At 62.8% G+C, this 17566-nt stretch carries 16 protein-coding genes and 1 other RNA gene; 12 read left to right on the plus strand and 5 right to left on the minus strand.

Features of this window, described 5'->3' with window-relative positions; all coding sequences use genetic code 11:
• Nucleotides 1-35 precede the first annotated feature (35 nt).
• On the minus strand, nucleotides 36-1358 hold the full coding sequence (locus PG887_RS03430; protein WP_104454312.1) for a Na+/H+ antiporter family protein: 1323 nt from the start codon (nucleotides 1356-1358) through the stop codon (nucleotides 36-38).
• Nucleotides 1359-1584: 226 nt separating this feature from the next.
• Complete coding sequence (rnt, locus tag PG887_RS03435) at nucleotides 1585-2247, minus strand: ribonuclease T (RefSeq protein ID WP_010675098.1); 663 nt, start codon at nucleotides 2245-2247, stop codon at nucleotides 1585-1587.
• 145 nt (nucleotides 2248-2392) lie between these two features.
• Here rnt and PG887_RS03440 point away from each other — a divergent pair, with 145 nt between their 5' ends.
• Both PG887_RS03440 and PG887_RS03445 read left to right on the plus strand, forming a co-directional pair.
• On the plus strand, nucleotides 2393-4366 hold the full coding sequence (locus tag PG887_RS03440; protein ID WP_199769642.1) for a methyl-accepting chemotaxis protein: 1974 nt from the start codon (nucleotides 2393-2395) through the stop codon (nucleotides 4364-4366).
• A 68-nt stretch (nucleotides 4367-4434) separates the two neighbouring features.
• Nucleotides 4435-5310: a flagellar protein MotY gene (locus PG887_RS03445; RefSeq protein WP_039038755.1), complete on the plus strand. Its 876-nt coding sequence runs from the start codon at nucleotides 4435-4437 to the stop codon at nucleotides 5308-5310.
• A gap of 100 nt (nucleotides 5311-5410) precedes the next feature.
• Here PG887_RS03445 and suhB read toward each other — a convergent pair whose 3' ends face one another.
• A complete protein-coding gene (gene suhB / locus PG887_RS03450) occupies nucleotides 5411-6214 on the minus strand; it encodes an inositol-1-monophosphatase (protein WP_039038754.1) in 804 nt (267 codons plus the stop codon).
• 200 nt (nucleotides 6215-6414) lie between these two features.
• Here suhB and PG887_RS03455 point away from each other — a divergent pair, with 200 nt between their 5' ends.
• The 8 genes from PG887_RS03455 (at nucleotide 6415) to emrD (ending at nucleotide 14681) form a co-directional block, all read left to right on the plus strand.
• Nucleotides 6415-6870: a hypothetical protein gene (locus PG887_RS03455; RefSeq protein WP_104454311.1), complete on the plus strand. Its 456-nt coding sequence runs from the start codon at nucleotides 6415-6417 to the stop codon at nucleotides 6868-6870.
• Nucleotides 6871-6990: 120 nt separating this feature from the next.
• On the plus strand, nucleotides 6991-7599 hold the full coding sequence (locus PG887_RS03460) for a glutathione S-transferase family protein (RefSeq protein WP_048207874.1): 609 nt from the start codon (nucleotides 6991-6993) through the stop codon (nucleotides 7597-7599).
• Between the two features lie 31 nt (nucleotides 7600-7630).
• A complete protein-coding gene (locus PG887_RS03465; RefSeq protein ID WP_039038751.1) occupies nucleotides 7631-8293 on the plus strand; it encodes a glutathione S-transferase family protein in 663 nt (220 codons plus the stop codon).
• Between the two features lie 195 nt (nucleotides 8294-8488).
• The gene (locus PG887_RS03470; RefSeq protein ID WP_270821179.1) at nucleotides 8489-10015 is read left to right on the plus strand and encodes an ABC transporter substrate-binding protein; all 1527 of its coding nucleotides are present in this window, start codon (nucleotides 8489-8491) and stop codon (nucleotides 10013-10015) included.
• Nucleotides 10012-10974, plus strand: a complete 963-nt coding sequence (locus tag PG887_RS03475; RefSeq protein WP_270821180.1) for an ABC transporter permease — start codon at nucleotides 10012-10014, stop codon at nucleotides 10972-10974. Before PG887_RS03470 ends, PG887_RS03475 begins: the two co-directional genes overlap by 4 nt.
• A 2-nt stretch (nucleotides 10975-10976) precedes the next feature.
• Nucleotides 10977-11783 (plus strand): ABC transporter permease, encoded by an 807-nt coding sequence (locus PG887_RS03480; protein ID WP_010675089.1) that lies wholly within the window; start codon nucleotides 10977-10979, stop codon nucleotides 11781-11783.
• Entirely contained in the window at nucleotides 11780-13210 is a 1431-nt protein-coding gene (locus tag PG887_RS03485) for an ABC transporter ATP-binding protein (RefSeq protein ID WP_270821181.1), read from the plus strand. The genes PG887_RS03480 and PG887_RS03485 overlap by 4 nt, the downstream gene beginning before the upstream one ends.
• A gap of 271 nt (nucleotides 13211-13481) precedes the next feature.
• Nucleotides 13482-14681, plus strand: a complete 1200-nt coding sequence (emrD, locus tag PG887_RS03490) for a multidrug efflux MFS transporter EmrD (RefSeq protein ID WP_128272831.1) — start codon at nucleotides 13482-13484, stop codon at nucleotides 14679-14681.
• Nucleotides 14682-14814: 133 nt separating this feature from the next.
• On the opposite strand, the gene ssrS is transcribed toward emrD, so the two are convergent.
• Both ssrS and zapA read right to left on the minus strand, forming a co-directional pair.
• Nucleotides 14815-14997, minus strand: a non-coding RNA gene (ssrS, locus tag PG887_RS03495) — 6S RNA.
• Nucleotides 14998-15013: 16 nt separating this feature from the next.
• Complete coding sequence (gene zapA / locus PG887_RS03500) at nucleotides 15014-15346, minus strand: cell division protein ZapA (RefSeq protein ID WP_010675086.1); 333 nt, start codon at nucleotides 15344-15346, stop codon at nucleotides 15014-15016.
• A 173-nt stretch (nucleotides 15347-15519) separates the two neighbouring features.
• Here zapA and PG887_RS03505 point away from each other — a divergent pair, with 173 nt between their 5' ends.
• Both PG887_RS03505 and ubiH read left to right on the plus strand, forming a co-directional pair.
• Entirely contained in the window at nucleotides 15520-16089 is a 570-nt protein-coding gene (locus PG887_RS03505; protein ID WP_042864005.1) for a UPF0149 family protein, read from the plus strand.
• A gap of 187 nt (nucleotides 16090-16276) precedes the next feature.
• Nucleotides 16277-17500 (plus strand): 2-octaprenyl-6-methoxyphenyl hydroxylase, encoded by a 1224-nt coding sequence (ubiH, locus tag PG887_RS03510; RefSeq protein ID WP_270821182.1) that lies wholly within the window; start codon nucleotides 16277-16279, stop codon nucleotides 17498-17500.
• Nucleotides 17501-17566 lie beyond the last annotated feature (66 nt).

Below are 17566 nucleotides of genomic sequence, written 5' to 3' on the forward strand. Positions count from 1 at the left end.
CGGGGTCGCCTTTTGTCTGTCTGCTCGGGATGGACTCAGAGCACCATGGCGGCAATCCAGCCGAAGATCACCAGGGGGATGTTGTAGTGGATGAAGGTTGGCACCACGCTGTCCCAGATGTGGTCGTGCTGACCGTCCGCATTGAGGCCCGATGTGGGGCCGAGCGTCGAGTCGGAGGCGGGGGAACCCGCGTCCCCCAGCGCGCCCGCGGTGCCCACCAGGGCGATGGTCGCCATGGGCGAGAAGCCGAGGTGGATGCACAGGGGCACATAGATGGTGGCGATGATGGGCACGGTGGAGAAGGAGGAGCCGATCCCCATGGTGATGAGCAGGCCCACCAGCAGCATCAGGAAGGCCGCCAGTCCCTTGTGGCCGGCCATCATGGTGGAGACGGACTGCACCAGACTCTCCACCCCGTGGGTCTCCTTCATGACGGCGGCGAAGCCTGCGGCCGAGATCATGATAAAGCCGATGAGGGACATCATGCGCACACCCTGGGTGAAGGCATCCTGGCTCTCGCGGAATTTGATGACGCCGCCGCAGGTGAAGATGATGAAGCCTGCGAGCGCCCCCAGCACGATGCTGTTGGTCATCAGTTGCAGGCCGAGTGCCACGGCGATGGCCAGCAGGGCGACCCAGATGTGGTTGAGATTGAGCTCGACCGTCTCGGGTTCGGCGGCCAGGATCTGCTCCAGATCATACTGACGAGGCTTGCGGTAGCTGAAGAAGACGGCGATGAGCAGGCCGAGGAACATGCCGAATACCGGGATGGCCATCGCCAGGGGCAGTTGGCTGAATTCCACCGGTACGCCGTTGTCGACGAGATTCTTGGCCAGGATGTTGTTCAGGAAGATGCCGCCAAAGCCCACCGGCAGCAGCATGTAGGTTGCGGTCAGGCCGAAGGTGATGACACAGGCCACCTGACGGCGGTCGATCTGCATCTGGGCCATGACATGCAGCAGCGGCGGGATCAGGATGGGAATGAAGGCGATGTGCACCGGGATCAGGTTCTGGGAGGAGATGGAGACCGCGAGCACCGAGGTGAGCAGCAGGCTCTTGACCCAGAGAATGCGGGTGCTGCTGGCATCCTTGCCGAGCTGGTTGATGACCTTGCGGGCCAGCAGATCGGTGATGCCGGAGCGGGAGATGGCTACCGCGAAAGCCCCCAGCATGGCGTAGGAGAGGGCGATTTCTGCACCGCCGCCCAGGCCGCCGGTGAAGGTGCTGAGGGTCTGCTCGAGGGAGAGTCCGCCGAGCAGGCCACCCACGATGGCACCGATGGCGAGGGAGACCACCACATTGATCCGCAGCAGGCTGAGCACCAGCATCAGCGCCACCGCGATAACAACAGGATTCATTTGATTTCCTTATGGATTGTGTTGCTGTCAGTCGTGTGAAAGCCAGCTAGTTTGCGAAAAACAGGCTAAATGTCGAGAAAAAAATCGGCAGATCCCGGCCAAGGGACGCATCTTCTGCTGGCGGTGAACGGGAACCGGGAAAATGGCCCTTCTTCATTGCCCAGACAGGTCCCCTCATGCAGACAGGCTGCCATGGGCAGCCTGTCTGGGCAGGGGCTGGGAGTGTTCAGCCCTCGTCTTCGGTGTCCGTCGTTTCATCCGGGTTGGCCAGAGGCCAGCCTCCCAGGCTCTTCCAGCGATTGACGATGTGGCAGAAGAGCTCTGTGGTGCGCTCGGTGTCGTAGAGGGCCGAGTGGGCCTCTTTGTTGTCAAAGGGAATATTGGCGCTCTGACAGGCCTTGGCCAGCACCGTCTGCCCCAGGGCAAGACCCGAGAGGGCGGCGGTGTCGAAGGTGGCGAAGGGGTGGAACGGATTGCGCTTGAGGCCGGCCCGCTCGGCGGCGGCCATCACGAAGCCGTGGTCGAAGGTGGCGTTGTGGGCCACTATGATGGCGCGACCACAATCCTGCTCCTTCATGCCCTTGCGCACCCCCTTGAAGATCTCGGTGAGTGCTTCCTTCTCGTCCACCGCGCCCCGCAGCGGGTTGAAGGGGTCGATGCCGGTGAACTCCAGCGCCGCTTTCTCCAGATTGGCACCCTCAAAGGGCTGGACATGAAAATGGAAGATCTGGTCAGGGACGAGCCAGCCCTGCTCATCCATCTTGAGGGTGTGGGCGGCTATTTCCAGCAGGGCATCGGTCTTGGCATTGAATCCGGCGGTTTCAACATCGATGACGACGGGGTAAAAGCCGCGAAAACGGCCCTTGAGGGTGTGAACGGCGTCGGTCATGGTATCTCGGTCGGCGTGAAAGGAGGCGGCATTATGGCAAAAAAGCGGGCCCTTGTCCCTTATCTGCCGCCATGGGACAGCAAGAGGGCCATTTTGAAACACCTGTGCTTATAATGGGCGACGTCAACCATGGAGGGAGAGGACGATGAAGAAGCTGGGATTGGCACACAAGATGATGTTGGTGGTCTGTCTGCCGCTGTTGGCCCTGCTGTTTTTCTCCGGCCGGTACGTCTATGAACGTTATCGGGTCGAACAGGAGATGAGCGGGGCCCTGGTCGCGCTGGCGGTGGTGAAGGAGGCGGCGCAGCTGGCCCATGAGCTGCAACGGGAGCGCGGCATGTCGGCCGGTTTCCTCGGCTCTGGCGGCAGCAAGTTTCGCGATGCGCTGCCTGCCCAGCGCAAGGTGGTGGACAGTCTGTTGCAGCGTTTTCATCAGGATCCTGCCTTGTTGGCGCTGACGGAGGTGCAGCAGGGAGTGGCGGGACTCACCGCCATGCGTGAGCGGGTCAGCGCCCTGGGGGTTGAGGTGGCGGAACAGGTCGGCTTCTATACCCGCCTCGTGACCGCCTTGCTGGCGGTGGTGGACAAGATAAGCGTCGACAGCATGGATGCCACCATCGCCCTGCAGACCAATGCCTACGCCGCCTTCCTGCAGAGCAAGGAGCGTGCGGGGCTGGAGCGGGCGACGCTCAGCAACGTCTTTGGCCGTGACAGCTTCACGCCAGCGCTGTTGCAGCAGTTCATCTCCCTGCTGGCGGCCCAGAATACCTATCTCGAACGTTTCCAGGCGGTGGCGAGTCCCGCCCAGCGTCAGTTGCTGAACGACAGCCTCGCCTCACCCGTGGTGGCCAAGGTGGCCGCCATGGAGAAACTGGCCCTGGACAAGGCGGCCAGCGGCGGTTTTGGTGTCGATGCGGAGGCCTGGTTTGCCTTGAGTACCGACAAGATAGGCCTGCTCAAGGAGATAGAAGACAGCCTCTATCGGCAGCTCTTCGAGCGGGTTGAACAGATGCGGGTCGGGAGTGCCAGTGACTTCTGGTGGGGGGCGGCTGGTGTGTTGCTGTGCATCGTCCTGACCACCTTCGTCTGCTGGCGGGTAGTGCGGGATCTGCATCTGGGCTTCATGGCCCTGCACCAGACCTTCAAGCGCCTGGTGCAGGAGAACGACCTGACCGTGCGGGTCGACTGGCGATCCGGGGATGAGCTGGGGGCCCTGGCGCGGGATCTGAACCATTTCCTCGGGCACCTGGAGAGTTTGCTGCTGGCTGTGCGCCACTCCTGTGACGTGCTGATACGCAGCGCCGCCAGCTCGGCCGAGGTCATTGCCGAGGTGAATGCCGGCGTAGTCAGGGGATGCGGGCAGGTGGATCTGGTGGCGACTGCCGCCACCGAGATGGCATCGACTGTGGCGGAGATTGCCCGCAACGCAACCCAGACCTCCCAGGCGACTCAGCAGGCCATCGGCCGGGCGAAGCAGGGTGACAAGGAGGTGGATAAGACCATCCAAACCATCCAGCAGGTCGCGGGTACCCTGAGTGATACCCAGCAACTTGTGGACAGCCTGCATCAGGATACCGAGTCGGTGGGCGAAGCGCTCAACCTCATCAAGCAGATCTCGGACAGAACCAACCTGCTGGCCCTCAATGCCGCCATCGAGGCGGCCCGTGCCGGTGAATCCGGGCGCGGCTTTGCAGTGGTGGCCGACGAGGTGAGAGCGCTTGCCTCCCGTACCCAGCAGGCGGCGGATGACATAGAGCGGATGCTGGGCCGCTTGCGCCAGGGGGCCAACGAGGCGGTGGCTGCCATGCACACGGGGACCGAACAGGCGGGTCTTAGCGTGACGGAGGCCAAACGGGCGGGGAGCGAGCTGACCGACATCGTCAACGAGGTGCGCAAGGTGAGCGACATGACGGCCCAGGTGGCCACCGCCACCGAGGAGCAGCGTTACGTGACCGACGACATCCAGCAAAACGTGATGACCATCCGTGACGTGTATGAGGCCCATCGCCAGCACTCCCATACCCTGCAACAACACAGTGCCGAACTGGATGCCCTGGCCCGGGATCTGGCGGGACGCATCGCCAGCTTCAAGCTGATGGCCCCTTCTTCCCCCCACTGAGCGTTTTGACCTAAAGCTTGTCCTGCCGCTGCCGATAGATAATTCGAGATAGTGTGGAGGACAAGCCGTTGAATGCTTGGGTGTTGGGGTTGATCAGCATATCAGTGAGTATGCAGTTGCAGGCGGGCGTGACCGAATTTGGCGCCGGTCTGGATCAATCCGTCTGGCGCCTGACCTCTGATACCCAGGTGGAGTGCAGGCTGGAGCATCCTATTCCCCGCTGGGGAACCGGGGCCTTTGTCAGCCGGGCCGGGCGCAAGATCAATCTGGATTTCGAGCTCAAGGGGCAGCGACCCCAGGCGCGTACCCAGACAGTGAGCCTCGGGATCATGCCCCCCAGCTGGCGTCCCGGGGTAGCCGGGCGACAGATCAGCCAGTTGCAGTTCTATCAGCAGTTTGACGGCCTGGTGGCGGGGCAGACCGCCTGGACCATGCTGGACGAGCTGGAAGGAGGGCGTATGCCGACTTTCCAGTATCGCGACTGGTATCGTCAGGACAGGCCGGTGCGGGTATCGCTCTCGTCGGTCAATTTCAGGGTGAAGTACCAGGCGTTCATGGACTGCCTGAGTGGCTTGCTGCCCTACAGCTTCAACGACATCGCCTTCAGCGTGCTCTCCTATGACAAGAACAGCGATCAGTTGTCACCGGCCTCCAAGCGGCGGCTGGCGATGATCGGTGACTATGTGAAGGCAGACAAGAGCATCGATGTGGTGGTGATCGACGCCTACAGCGACAGCTATGGCGGCCGCTGGCCAAACCAGAAGCTCTCCGAGAAGCGAGCGGATGCCATCAAGCAGGTGTTTGTGGATCTCGGCATCGAGGAGGGCAAGATCTCGGTGGAAGGGCACGGTGAGAAACAGCACGTGGCCTCCAACGAAACGGAAGCTGGCCGAGCCAAGAACCGCCGGGTGGTGATCAACATGGGACGCAACGGCACTATCTGATCCCGCTGAGTCATCGAGAGGGGCGGGATTTTCGCTGTAGTCAGGAATAAAAAATGCCAGTCGGCGAACCGACTGGCATTTTTTTCGCGGGTATCCGGGATTACTTGGCCAGGGATTCCGGCAGGTTTTCGCGGATCTTGCCGAGCATCTCTTTCAGCACGCGGGGGTTGGCCACCACGATGTTGCCGGAGTTTTCGTAGTTGTGACCACCAACGAAGTCGGTGACGATGGCGCCGGCTTCTTTGGCCAGCAGCTCACCGGCGGCGGTGTCCCAGGGCTTGAGGCCGATTTCCCAGAAACCGTCGACGCGACCAGCGGCCACATAGGCGAGATCCAGCGCGGCGGAGCCAGCACGACGGATGTCTGCACACTCGATGAACATGCTCTGGAACATCTTCAGGTAGGGTTCGATGTGGTGCTTCTGCTTGAACGGGAACCCGGTGGCCAAGATAGTGCCGGAGAGCTCTTTGGCCTTGCCGACGCGGATGCGGTAGCCGTTCAGCTGGGCGCCGCTGCCGCGGGTGGCAGTGAACAGCTCGTCACGGATGGGATCGTAGACAACGGCTTGTTCGGTCTTGCCCTTGACGCGCAGAGCGATGGAAACGGCAAAGTGCGGAATGCCTTTGACCAGGTTGGTCGTGCCATCCAGTGGGTCGATGATCCATTGGTAGTCCGGATTGGTACCGGCAATCTCGCCAGACTCTTCAGCAACGATGCTGTGTTCCGGGTAAGATTTTTTGATGGTGTGAATGATGGCCGCTTCGGCGTCACGGTCAACGTTGGTCACGAAGTCATTGCTGCCTTTCTGGATAACCTCGATGTTCTCGGGTTGAGAAAAGGCTTTTACTACTACTTGACCGGCGTTGCGCGCAGCGCGCACGGCGATATTCAGCATCGGATGCATAGGTTCACCACTGGATGTTAAAGAACGGGGGATAAAAGGACGCAACATCTTACCAAGATATTCGGGAATAGCAACTGCTATGCCCTCATTCGGTCAGGGTGGTGACTGACAGATCTGACGGCTCCAATAAAGACCTGTAATCAACTAGTCTTATCGCGACAGCCGGATAACAGGCTGTGGTGAGCATAGGGATATGAGCCATGAATCTGTCATTAGTCAGTCAGAAACCGTCGTCGCGGACGACTCTGGGTGTGTTGGCCGCACTGCGTGCCGCCAGCGAAGAGAGCGATTATGTCACCGAGGTCCGGGTGGCACAGCCCCAGCAGTGGCAACCGTCGAAGGATGAAGCGGCGATCCTGCTGCTGGAAGAAGAGGGCGCTGCCTGGCCTGCTCCGCTCTGGCCTGCAGGAGGCAGTGCACTGGGATTGCCGGTGCTTCCCCTGTTGGTGCATCGACAGTATGAACATACTCCACAGGGGCCGGATGTCCGGGATCCGCATTTTTATTTCGTCTCCAACGGTATTCTGCTGGATGAGGCCGAACTGGCGGATCCTGCCTGCAGCCTGGTGCTGAAAAGCAAGTTTGAATCCTATTTTCCGCTGCTTTCCCGTCTTATCTTGCTGCGCCAGCGCCAACCAGGGGTACTGAGCAGCTAATCATCTCCCCCTCGATGCGGGCTGTTCAAGCGGCACAATATTTGTCATAACTGACCGACATTGTGCCGCTTTGCTATGGCCTGTGCAGCGGTTCACCGTGTGTTCGTCGACGGAGGTGACATGAAGGTTTATGAGCTGAGACGAGCCCCCAATGCCCGTCGGGTCAGAATGTTTCTGGCGGAGAAGGGGATCGAGATGGAATATCAGCAGGTCGATCTGGGGGCGGGGGAAAACCTGGCGCCCACCTTTTTGACCAAGAACCCGGCCGGGCGCATTCCTGTGCTGGAACTCGATGACGGAACCTGTCTGAGTGAAACCCTGGCCATCTGTCGCTATTTTGAAGAGCTTCATCCCGAACCGAACCTGTTTGGCAGCACCGCGCTGGAGCGCGCCACTATAGAGATGTGGAGTCGCTTCATCGAGTTCAACCTCTGGCTGCCGACCGGTATGGCGTTTCGTCATATCACCGGTTTTTACAAAGACCGGGAGCGGGTCTTCCCCGAATGGGGGGAGGAGTGCAAGCAACAGGCTCAGATCTGGTTTGACAAGCTTGATGCCCGTCTTGCCGAGGTGCCCTATATTGCGGGGGAGCGCTTCACCATCGCCGACATTCTTGCCCTCTGTACCATTGATTTTGGCAAGGTGGTTGGCCTGCGTATCACCCCCGAACAGCCCCATTTGCAGGACTGGCATGACCGGGTGAGTGCCCGGTCCAGCGCCCAGGCCTGATCCTTTCCCCTGAACGTTCAAGGAGTCCAAGATGATAGAGTTGTACACTGCCGCCACGCCCAACGGGTTCAAGGTGTCGATTGCTCTCGAAGAGCTGGGGCTGCCCTACAAGGTCATTCCCCTTGATTTCGCGACCATGGAGCAGAAGAAGCCCGAGTTCCTGGCCATCAACCCCAATGGCCGCATCCCGGCCATCGTCGATCGGGACAATGGTGACTTCGCAGTGTTCGAGTCCGGCGCCATCCTTATCTATCTGGCGGAAAAAACCGGCAAGTTGCTGCCGCAGGATCCCAAGCGTCGCTCCCAGGCCATCCAGTGGCTGATGTTCCAGATGGGGGGCGTCGGTCCCATGATGGGGCAGGCCAACGTCTTCTATCGCTATTTCCCCGAGAAGATCCCGGCCGCCATCGAGCGTTACCAGAAGGAGGGGCGACGTCTGTTCGAGGTGCTCGACGGTCATCTGGCACACCATGAGTATCTGGCGGACGAGTACAGCATCGCCGATATCGCTACCTGGCCCTGGGTGCGCATCCACGACTGGAGTGGTATCTCCATCGAGGGGTTGGTGCATTTGCAGGCCTGGATGGCACGCATGGAAGCCAGGCCCGCCTGCCAGAAGGGCATCACCATTCCACCGCGCAATGAGAGCCCCGAGGATCAGGTCAAGCGGGCGCAGCAGATGGTGACTCGCTGACGCCATCATGATGGCCCTGACGGGCCATCTTTTTTATTCCCCTTTGACTCCCCGTTGTTTGACGATCTGCATCGCAGTCGCTTTTTGTCTTTCAAATAAGCCATTTATCAAAAATCAAAAGTCATTCTTCCTGATTAATTGTTATGTTATAACTCCACCTCTTTGGTTGATGAACATGAAGCTTGGATGGAAAGGATGACAAAAAAATGCACCGCAGCCGGGTGGTTCGCCCTGGCTCTGATGGCAGGAACGACTGCAGCCGACGGCAAACCGCTTGCCATGGTGGGGCCCTGGGAGATCCACAGTGTCGACCCCGCCAGCAACGGGGTCTTCTTTACTCGCATGCAGGTGGCGGAGACCCTGGTAGATGTCGATGGGAAAGGCAATCTGCAACCCGGGCTTGCCAGTGAGTGGTCGCGTAGCGATGACGGTCTGCAGTGGCGATTCACGTTGCGCCCCGGGGCCCGGTTTCACGATGACAGCGAGGTGAGCGCCGAGCAGGCCGCTTTTGCCCTGCAACAGGCCTGGCGCAAGCCCGGCGTGATGACCAGCGCTCCCATTGCGTCCATCGAGGCTGGAGATGGCGTCTTGAAGGTCACCCTGAGCGAACCCTTCGCCTCCCTGCCGGCCGTGCTGGCCCACCCCAGCACCCAGATCCTGGCGAAGGCCGCCTACGATGCCAAGGGGGAGGTAACCCAGGTGATAGGCTCTGGCCCCTACCGCATCACCCGCCTGCAACAACCCCAGCGGATAGAGACTGTGCGTTTCGACGGCTGGCAGGGGGCCAGGCCCGCAATCGAGGAGGTCAGCTACCTGACGGTGGGGCGTGCAGAGAGCCGCACCCTGATGGCCGAGAGCGGTCAGGCCGACATCGCCTGGGGGCTGGATCCGGTCAGCATCCGCCGCTTGCAGCAGGCATCACGGGTCTCCATCGCCTCGGTCACCCTGCCACGGACCATCCAGCTCAAGCTCAATGGCGCCGATCCCCGTCTGAGCGATCCGGTGGTGCGCCGTGCCCTGAGTCTCGCCATCGATCGTCGTGGTATGGCAGCCGCCTTGCTGCGGGATCCCGAGATGGCGGCAACCCAGCTCTTTCCCCCCACTCTGGGGGAGTGGCACCAGCTCGGGTTGACGCCGCTTGCCTATGACGTCAAGGCGGCCCGGGCGGCCTTCGCGGCGGCAGGCTGGCAGCCGGGAGAGGACGGTGTGCTGCGCAAGGGGGAAGAGCGCTTCGCCCTGACCTTGCGTACCTTCCCTGACCGTCCGGAGCTGCCGCTCCTCGCCACGGCACTGCAGGCGCAGTGGAAGGCGGTGGGGGTGGATCTCAAGGTGGCGGTGGGCAACTCGAGCGAGATCCCGGCGGGCCATCAGGACGGCTCCCTCCAGCTTGGTCTCTACGCCCGCAATTATGCCCTGGTACCGGATCCCCTGGTCACTTTGCTGGGGGACTTGGCCCCTGCCGGTGCGGACTGGGGGGTGATGAACTGGCACTCCCCGGCCATGACGCAAACGCTGACCCGCCTTGCCACGCAAGCCTTGTCGCCCACAGACGCCGCTGCGGCTCGCCGGGAGATAGCCACGACACTGCAACAGGAGTTGCCGCTCCTGCCCATCGCCTGGTACCGCCAGAGCGCGGCGGTCAGTCGGGGGCTGGAGGGGTTTGAACTCGATCCCCAGGAGCGCAGCTATGGCCTGGACAAGTTGACATGGAGCGCACGATGACAGCGACACCCTTGTCTCGCGTCATGGGGATACTGGGTCAGCGTCTGGTGCAGGCGCTGGTGGTTGCCCTGCTGGTGGCCGGACTCTGTTTTCTGATGGTGCAGTCCCTGCCCGGAGACATCGCCTTTCGCATCGCGGCGGGTCGTTATGGCTATGACTATGTCACCGCCGAGGCGGCCAACGCGGTGCGCAGCGAGCTGGGGCTGGCCGGCTCGGCCCTTGTCCGTTTTGGCGACTGGCTGTGGGCCTTGCTGCAAGGGGATCTCGGCAGCTCCCTGGTGACGGGCGCACCGGTCGCCACCGACGTGGGTCATCACCTGGGCGCCACCCTGACGCTCGCGAGCGCCTCCGTGGTGCTGGCGCTGGTGGTGGCGCTGCCGCTTGGCAGCCTGAGTGCGCTGCGCCCGGGGGGATGGTGTGATCGCCTGACCCTGGGCTGGAGCGTGCTGATGCGTGCGTTGCCCCCCTTCTTGCTCGGCCTGGTGCTCATGGTGATGCTCTCGGTGGAGCTGGGCTGGGTCAGTGCGGCAGGGCACGGGGAGGGGAGCAACCTGCTGCTGCCCGCCCTGACCCTGGGATTGGGGCTCTCCGGCGTGCTCTCCCGGGTGGTGCGTGAAAGCGTGCTCACCGTGGTGCAGTCCGGTTATTACCGATTTGCCCTCACCAAGGGGCTTTCGCCGGCCCGGGTTTTCTGGCGTCACGGTCTGCGCAACACCGGGGTCAGCATCATCGCCTATACCAGCGTGCAGCTGGTGCTGCTCATCGAGGGGGTCGTGGTGGTCGAGAGCCTGTTTGCCTGGCCCGGGATCGGCCATGCGCTGGTGCACGCCATCTTCTGGCGCGACATCCCCATGGTTCAGGGGACCGTGCTGGTGCTGGCGGTGCTCTTCGTGCTGCTCAATACCCTCACCGACCTGCTTTGTCTTGCCATTGACCCCCGTGGTCCCAAGGAGTCCTGATCATGTCGTTGTCTGTCAAAACGGGGCTGGGCCTGCTCCTGCTGGTGGTGCTGTTTGCCCTGCTGGGCCCCGTGCTCTGGCCCGATCCGGCGGCTCAGGATCTGGCACAGTTTCTGGCTGATCCCTCCTGGCAGGAGCCCCTCGGGCGGGATCAGATGGGGCGCAGCCTGATGGCGCGCCTCGCGGCGGCGACCCGGCTCTCCCTGCTGCTGGGACTGCTGTGCGTCATCACGGCGGCGCTGTTGGGGTCATTGCTGGGCTGGCTCTCGGCCTGGCGCGGCGGCTGGGTCGACGGTCTGCTGCGCAGCCTGGCCGACGGCGTGCTGGCCCTGCCAGGCCTGTTGCTGGTGCTGCTCTTCTCCGCCATGGCCCAGGGGGGCTTTGCCATCCTCTATCTCGGCTTGGCCATGGCCCAGTGGGTGGAGTATTACCGGGTAGTGCGTGCCCGCAGCCGGGGGCTGCTCGCCTCGCCCCAGGTGGAGGCGTCCCGTCTGCTGGGATTCGGCCATGCCCATGTGGTGCGGCGCCATCTCTGGCCCGAGCTCGCCCCCCAGTTGCTCACCATGATGGCCTTCGGCCTAGCGGGTGCCATTCTAACCCTCTCTACCCTGGGCTTTGTCGGAGTGGGCATTCAGCCGCCCACGCCGGAGTTGGGGCTGATGATGACGGAGGCGCTGCCCCACTATCAGGAGGCTCCCCGTCTGTTACTGGCCCCCATTCTTGTCATGGGGCTGATGTTGCTGGCTCTGGTGCTGCTTCATCAGACGCGCGGCCTTGACATGCCATCTTCACAAGGAGCCACCTCATGACGGCCATTCATATCAAGGGGTTGCAGGTCGATGATGGCCCCAAAACCCTGTTGCAGGCGCTGGATTTCACCATTCATCCCGGCACCGCCCTGACTCTGATCGGGGAGAGCGGCTCGGGCAAATCCCTGTTGGCTCATGCCCTGATGGGGACGTTGCCAGCCCCCCTGACAGGCCGGGGCGAGATGGTGTCGGGTGGCCGCCATCACAACCTGGCCGAGACGCCTCGCCTGCGTACTCTCTGGGGGCGGGAGCTGGCGATGCTGCCCCAGGAGCCGGTGCTGGCGCTCGACCCCACCATGGGGTTGCTTGCCCAGGTGGAGGAAGGGTGGTTGCCAGGCGGCAAGGAGGCCCGATCGCGGGCCCGCGCCGCCCTCGAGCGGCTTGGACTGGCCGGGCGGGAGGGCGCCTTTGTACACCAGCTCTCGGGAGGCATGGCCCAGTGCGCGGCCTTTGCCGCCGCCACCCTGGGGGAGGCCCGTCTGCTGGTGGCCGACGAGCCCACCAAGGGGCTCGACAGCCGTGCCGCAGCCAGGCTGGGTGCCTTGTTGCTGGGCTACCTGGCCCGTGGACGCCATCTGCTGACCATCACCCATGATCTCTCCCTGGCTCGCTCATTGGGGGGCTGGGTGCTGGTGGTCAAGGGAGGAGAGATCGTGGAGCAGGGGCCCGCCGAGCGTGTGCTGCACACGCCATCCCATGCCTATACCCGGGCCCTGCTGGCGGCGGAGCCCTCCGCCTGGCCCGAGGCGGCTGTCCCTCCCACCGGAGACTGGCTCATCCGCGGAAAGGGGCTTGCCATGGGATATGGGGATCAACCCCTGTTTACGGGGCTGGACCTTGCCCTGGCGCAAGGGGAGCGAATGGCCATCATGGCGCCGAGCGGCGCGGGCAAGAGCACCCTCGGCAACGTGCTGCTGGGTCTGCAACGCCCCCTGCAAGGGGAGGTGCTGCGCCGGGAAGGGATAGCCCCCTGCCGCTGGCAGAAGCTCTATCAGGATCCGGTGCAGGCCTTTGCCAGCCGGGTGCGCCTCGCCACCCAGTTCGATGATGTGCTGCGTCTGCACAGGCTGCCCCGCCATCGGCTTGTCGACTATCTGGCCCGGTTGGGGCTGGATGAACGGCTGCTGACGCGCCTGCCAAACCAGGTCTCGGGAGGGGAGCTGCAGCGGCTGTCGCTTATCCGGGCCCTGTTGCTGCGCCCCGTGCTGCTGTTCGCCGATGAGCCCACGTCCCGGCTCGATCCCCTGAGCCAGCAACAGACCATCGCCTGTCTGCTGGAGGAACTGGGAGAGATAGGCTGCGCCCTGCTGCTGGTGACCCATGACGAGGGGCTGGCCGACAAGGTTGCTCCTCGTTGTCTGAGACTGGGGGAGGCGGGTACCCCCATGTTCGAAGGCGCGTCGGCCGAGGTGAGAAGAGTGGGGTAAAGAGGGGACAGGATGAATCCTTCCCCCATGATGAGATGACAGTGACGGGGCCTTGGGCCCCGTCGCATTAGAAAAACTTGGGAAAGCAGATTATAAAGTTTCGTTCGTTTTTTGTGATATGAATCACTAAGATTATCGCAAGCCAGAGAGTGTCCTGCTGCTGGCGGGTGCGGGTCCTCCGCCTTGTTCCTCTTCAACGACCTTTGTCAGACACCTCCTGCAGATCCCTGCCCGGAGGGTGGCGGCTTTTTGATTTTTTTCGGACGACAGTATGTATCGGCACAGCTTCTATCCCCTGTTTTTCCTGACCATTCTGATGGTCGCCGTGGGTCAGATGACCCAGACCCTCTATGTGCCCTCCATTCCCATGATGGCGGGGGACTTCCATGTGGCCTCCGGCCAGCTGCAGGCGGTGATGGCCTGCTACCTCATTCCCTACGGCCTCTCCCAGTTCGTTTATGGCCCCTTGTCGGATCGCATCGGTCGTCGCCCTGTGCTCATCATCGGCATGATGATCTTCCTGGTCGGCACCCTCACCATCCAGCTGATCCCGAGCTTCACTGCCCTGCTGGCGGGCAGCCTGATCCAGGGGCTGGGCACCGGGGCAGGGGGTGCCATGAGCCGGATCGTGATGCGCGACCGTTACAGTGGCGCCGAGCTCAACCGTGCCAACAGCCTGGTAAGCATGGGGGTCATCTTCTCCCCTCTGCTGGCACCTGTGCTGGGCGGCTGGCTCACCGAGCTGTTCAACTGGCGCGCCGGCTACTGGTTCCTGTTCGGTTTTGGTGCCCTGACCACCCTGGCGCTGCTGGCCTGGTTTGGGGAGACGCTGCCAGCATCCGCCCGCCAGCATTCGCTGCGGGTGGGCGCCGCCTATCGTCATGTGCTCGGCAACCCGCGCTTTCAGGGCAACCTGCTCTGTCTGATGGCCACCTTTGCCGGCCTCGCGGTGTTCGAGGCGGCGGCCGGGGTGTTGCTGGGGGACGTGCTCAAGCTGAGTGCCCGCACCGTCAGCGTGCTGTTCGTGCTGCCGCTGCCCGGTTATCTGTTCGGCGCCTGGCTCTCCGCCAGACTGAGTTTTCGCCTGAGCCAGGGCAAGCTGATGCGCCTTGGCATCGCCTTCCTGGCCCTGGGGTCGCTCATCATCCTGGTACCCGGGCTGCTCGGCATGGTGAGCGCTGCCTCCCTGGTGGGCGGGGCTGCGGTCTACTTCATTGGCAGCGGCATTCTCTATCCGACCGCCACCTCCTGTGCCATCGAGCCCTTCCCGGGCCAGGCGGGTACCGCGGGAGCCGTGCTCGGGGGCATGCAGAATCTGGGGGCTGGCGTGGTAACCCTGCTGGCCGCCAGCTTCCCGATGACGGGGCAGGTGACCCTGGGGGCCATCATGACGGTGATGGTGCTGATCGTGGCCTTGAGCTTTGTGTGGCTGCGCCACCACGGCGCGCCCCACGAGCAGATGGCCGTCTGACACGGCCAAGAGCCCGCCCCGTTGGCGGGCTTTTTACTGCCTCCTGCCGGGTGGCGAGACGCCGCAGGGGAGTGGAAGGGAGTTGCCGCGCAGGCAAAGAAAAAGCCCGTCGTGATGACGGGCTTTTTTGGGTAGGTACCCCGGAGATGCCGTTGCCGGTTTGGGCCCTTGAACCGTCGGTTCAAGGCGGAGATCTAATCTGGCCGCAGGCTTCTCGGTCGGGCCGAGCATGCTCAATAGCCAGAAGGCAGACCCCCTGTTTGGTATGAATATCGGCTCGGGGACTTGAACCGGCTGACAAACACTCCAGGGAATTTCAAAACTCGGTGCGATTAGGGCTGTTGTGCCTCTTCGCTGGATTCACCGTATTGTCCGTGCTCGATCAAGGCGGCTTCGATGGTGCGTTGCAGCATCTTGATCCGCTTGTCCATGGTCTCAGAGTATTGGTGGTTTTTCTCTTTTTCAAGGCAGAGCTCATGACAGAAATTGAGCGCTGCCATGACGGCCAGCTGTTCGTTGCTGGAGACCTTGGAACGTTGACGAAGCTCGATGAGCTTGTCGGTCAGCTGGTCGGCGGCCTGGCGCAGGGCATCTTGTTGTCCCAGGGGACAGGACACCTTGTAGGGACGTCCCAGAATGACGATTTCTACGGCCTCTATGCTCATGCCTTCCTCAATACGGCGGGGCTGATTTCCGCCTTTATCCACGTGGACAACTGGGCGGGACTATATAGCGCAGATGCAGAAGTTTCAAGGCCTTGCTGGCTCTGGCAGGGGGAGAATGCTAGGATCTCGGCCATAAATTCTGCATATTTGCCTGAACTTTGAGCGGATCCTAGATGAGCAAAACAAACCCCCTGAAATACGCTGCCGTGGCGGACCTGATGGCACAGCACGACCTCATGGCGACGGCCGTCGAGGCCCATGGCGTGATCTGCGGCCTGGTGTGCGGTGGCGTGGCCCTGGACGACAAAAGCTGGCAGCCCCATTTCAATGATCTGATCAACGACGGTTTCGGTCTGCCGGCACCGGTGCGCCAGGTGATGACCGACCTCTATCACGAGGTGATCGAGAGCCTGATGGCACAAAAGGGCGTCGAGCTGCTGCTGCCAAGCGACGAGGCGCCGCTCGATGAGCGCATCGACTCGCTGGTGGACTGGTCCCAGGCCTTCCTGGCCGGCTTTGGCGTGGTCCAACAGGAGCTCTCCAAGGCATCCGAAGAGCTGCAGGAGATGATTCAGGACATCGCCAGCATCACCCAGGTCTCTGCCGAGTTCGATCAGGAAGATGAAGAGAACGAAGCCTCCTTCCTGGTGCTCTACGAACACGTGCGCCTCGGAGTCATGATGGCGTTCGAGGAGTTTGGCAAGCGCCCGGCCGCGCCGAGCACGCCGCCGACCCTGCACTGATCTGCCCGTCCACCGGGTCAATGAAAGAGCGCATCACGGCGCTCTTTCTGTTTTACAAGGGGCGAGAGCAGGGGAGGCACTCTGCTAACCCATGGTGCCAAAGCGGTTTTTTGCCCGTGGCTTCGCATCCCGTCCGCCACCTTTGTGGTAGGATTGGCCCACGTTTTTTCGCCTATGCCCTCTTCTCATGTCTCAATCTGATCTGGTTCACGTCGACGTGGCTATCGTCGGCGGTGGTATGAGCGGTGCCGTGCTGGCCCTCTCCCTTGCCGCCCTGAAAGGACAGGATGGTGCCCCCCTGCAGATCCTGCTGCTGGAAGCGAGTGCGCCCGAGCTCAATGCTCATCCCGGTTTCGATGCCCGTGCCATCGCGCTTTCCGCCGGTACCTGCGAGGCGCTGGCCCGTCACGGCCTCTGGCCGCACCTGGCGCCCCACTGCTCCCCCATCACCCATATCCATGTGTCGGATCGGGGCCACTGCGGCCAGACCCGGCTGTCGGCGGCAGAGTATGGCCTGCCCGCCCTCGGTCAGGTGATCGAGCTGTCGGCGGCGGGCATCGTGCTGCAAGAGGCGATCGCCGCCAGCCCGCAGATCCGTATGTTGTGCCCGGCCAGGCTTGAGGCCATCGACCCCGACGAGGGGGGAGTGACGCTCGCCCTGGAGGGGCGCGCGCGCTACCGCACCCGGCTGCTGGTGGCGGCCGACGGGGGCCACTCCTTCGTGCGCCAGCATTTCAAGATGCCGGTCAGTCGCCACGATTATGGCCAGAGCGCCATCATCGCCACCGTCAAGACCGCCGAGGATCCCGCTGGGCGGGCCTTCGAGCGCTTCACCGATGGAGGGCCGCTGGCCCTGCTGCCCATGCAGGACGGCCTCTCCTCCCTGGTGTGGAGCGTGCCGCGGGACGAGGCACAGGGGCTGCTTGCACTGGATGACGCCGCCTTTCTCGCCCGTCTGCAGCAGGCTTTTGGCTGGCGCCTCGGGCGCATCGAGCGTACCGGCGTGCGCCACCTCTATCCGCTGGTGCTGACGGTGGCCGACTACCCGCTGGCCCAGCGCACCGTGCTGGTGGGTAACGCCGCCCACCTGCTGCACCCCATCGCCGGTCAGGGGTTCAACCTCGGCATGCGGGATCTGGACGTGCTGACCCGGACCCTGGCCCGTGCGCTCGCGGCGGGGGAAGACATCGGGGGCTTTGAGGTGCTAAGCGGCTACTGGCTGCAGCGGCGGGACGATCAGGCCCAGACCGTCTGGCTCACGTCCTCCCTGGCCCAGCTCTTCTCAAACCATCACGCTCCCCTGGTGGTGGGCCGCAATCTGGCGCTCTCCCTGATGGGCAGAGTGCCCTGGCTCAAGGCACCGCTCGCCTCCCGCACCCTGGGATTCGTGGACGAGGTGTGCGGCCAATAAGCGCTGTCGCCCCGGCGGCAAAGACGATTTCGAGCAAGAGGCACGCCTGTGGGCGTCGCCTCGCAG

Source organism: Aeromonas sp. QDB14 (genome assembly GCF_027707845.1).
Lineage (GTDB): Bacteria > Pseudomonadota > Gammaproteobacteria > Enterobacterales > Aeromonadaceae > Aeromonas > Aeromonas caviae.

Coding starts and splice junctions, on each gene's coding strand:
- PG887_RS03430 (WP_104454312.1), bottom strand. CDS start 1,358: ATGAATCCTGTTGTTATCGCGGTGGCGCTGATGCTGGTGCTCAGCCTG.
- rnt (WP_010675098.1), bottom strand. CDS start 2,247: ATGACCGACGCCGTTCACACCCTCAAGGGCCGTTTTCGCGGCTTTTAC.
- PG887_RS03440 (WP_199769642.1), top strand. CDS start 2,393: ATGAAGAAGCTGGGATTGGCACACAAGATGATGTTGGTGGTCTGTCTG.
- suhB (WP_039038754.1), bottom strand. CDS start 6,214: ATGCATCCGATGCTGAATATCGCCGTGCGCGCTGCGCGCAACGCCGGT.
- PG887_RS03455 (WP_104454311.1), top strand. CDS start 6,415: ATGAATCTGTCATTAGTCAGTCAGAAACCGTCGTCGCGGACGACTCTG.
- PG887_RS03460 (WP_048207874.1), top strand. CDS start 6,991: ATGAAGGTTTATGAGCTGAGACGAGCCCCCAATGCCCGTCGGGTCAGA.
- PG887_RS03465 (WP_039038751.1), top strand. CDS start 7,631: ATGATAGAGTTGTACACTGCCGCCACGCCCAACGGGTTCAAGGTGTCG.
- PG887_RS03470 (WP_270821179.1), top strand. CDS start 8,489: ATGACAAAAAAATGCACCGCAGCCGGGTGGTTCGCCCTGGCTCTGATG.
- PG887_RS03475 (WP_270821180.1), top strand. CDS start 10,012: ATGACAGCGACACCCTTGTCTCGCGTCATGGGGATACTGGGTCAGCGT.
- PG887_RS03480 (WP_010675089.1), top strand. CDS start 10,977: ATGTCGTTGTCTGTCAAAACGGGGCTGGGCCTGCTCCTGCTGGTGGTG.
- PG887_RS03485 (WP_270821181.1), top strand. CDS start 11,780: ATGACGGCCATTCATATCAAGGGGTTGCAGGTCGATGATGGCCCCAAA.
- emrD (WP_128272831.1), top strand. CDS start 13,482: ATGTATCGGCACAGCTTCTATCCCCTGTTTTTCCTGACCATTCTGATG.
- zapA (WP_010675086.1), bottom strand. CDS start 15,346: ATGAGCATAGAGGCCGTAGAAATCGTCATTCTGGGACGTCCCTACAAG.
- PG887_RS03505 (WP_042864005.1), top strand. CDS start 15,520: ATGAGCAAAACAAACCCCCTGAAATACGCTGCCGTGGCGGACCTGATG.
- ubiH (WP_270821182.1), top strand. CDS start 16,277: ATGTCTCAATCTGATCTGGTTCACGTCGACGTGGCTATCGTCGGCGGT.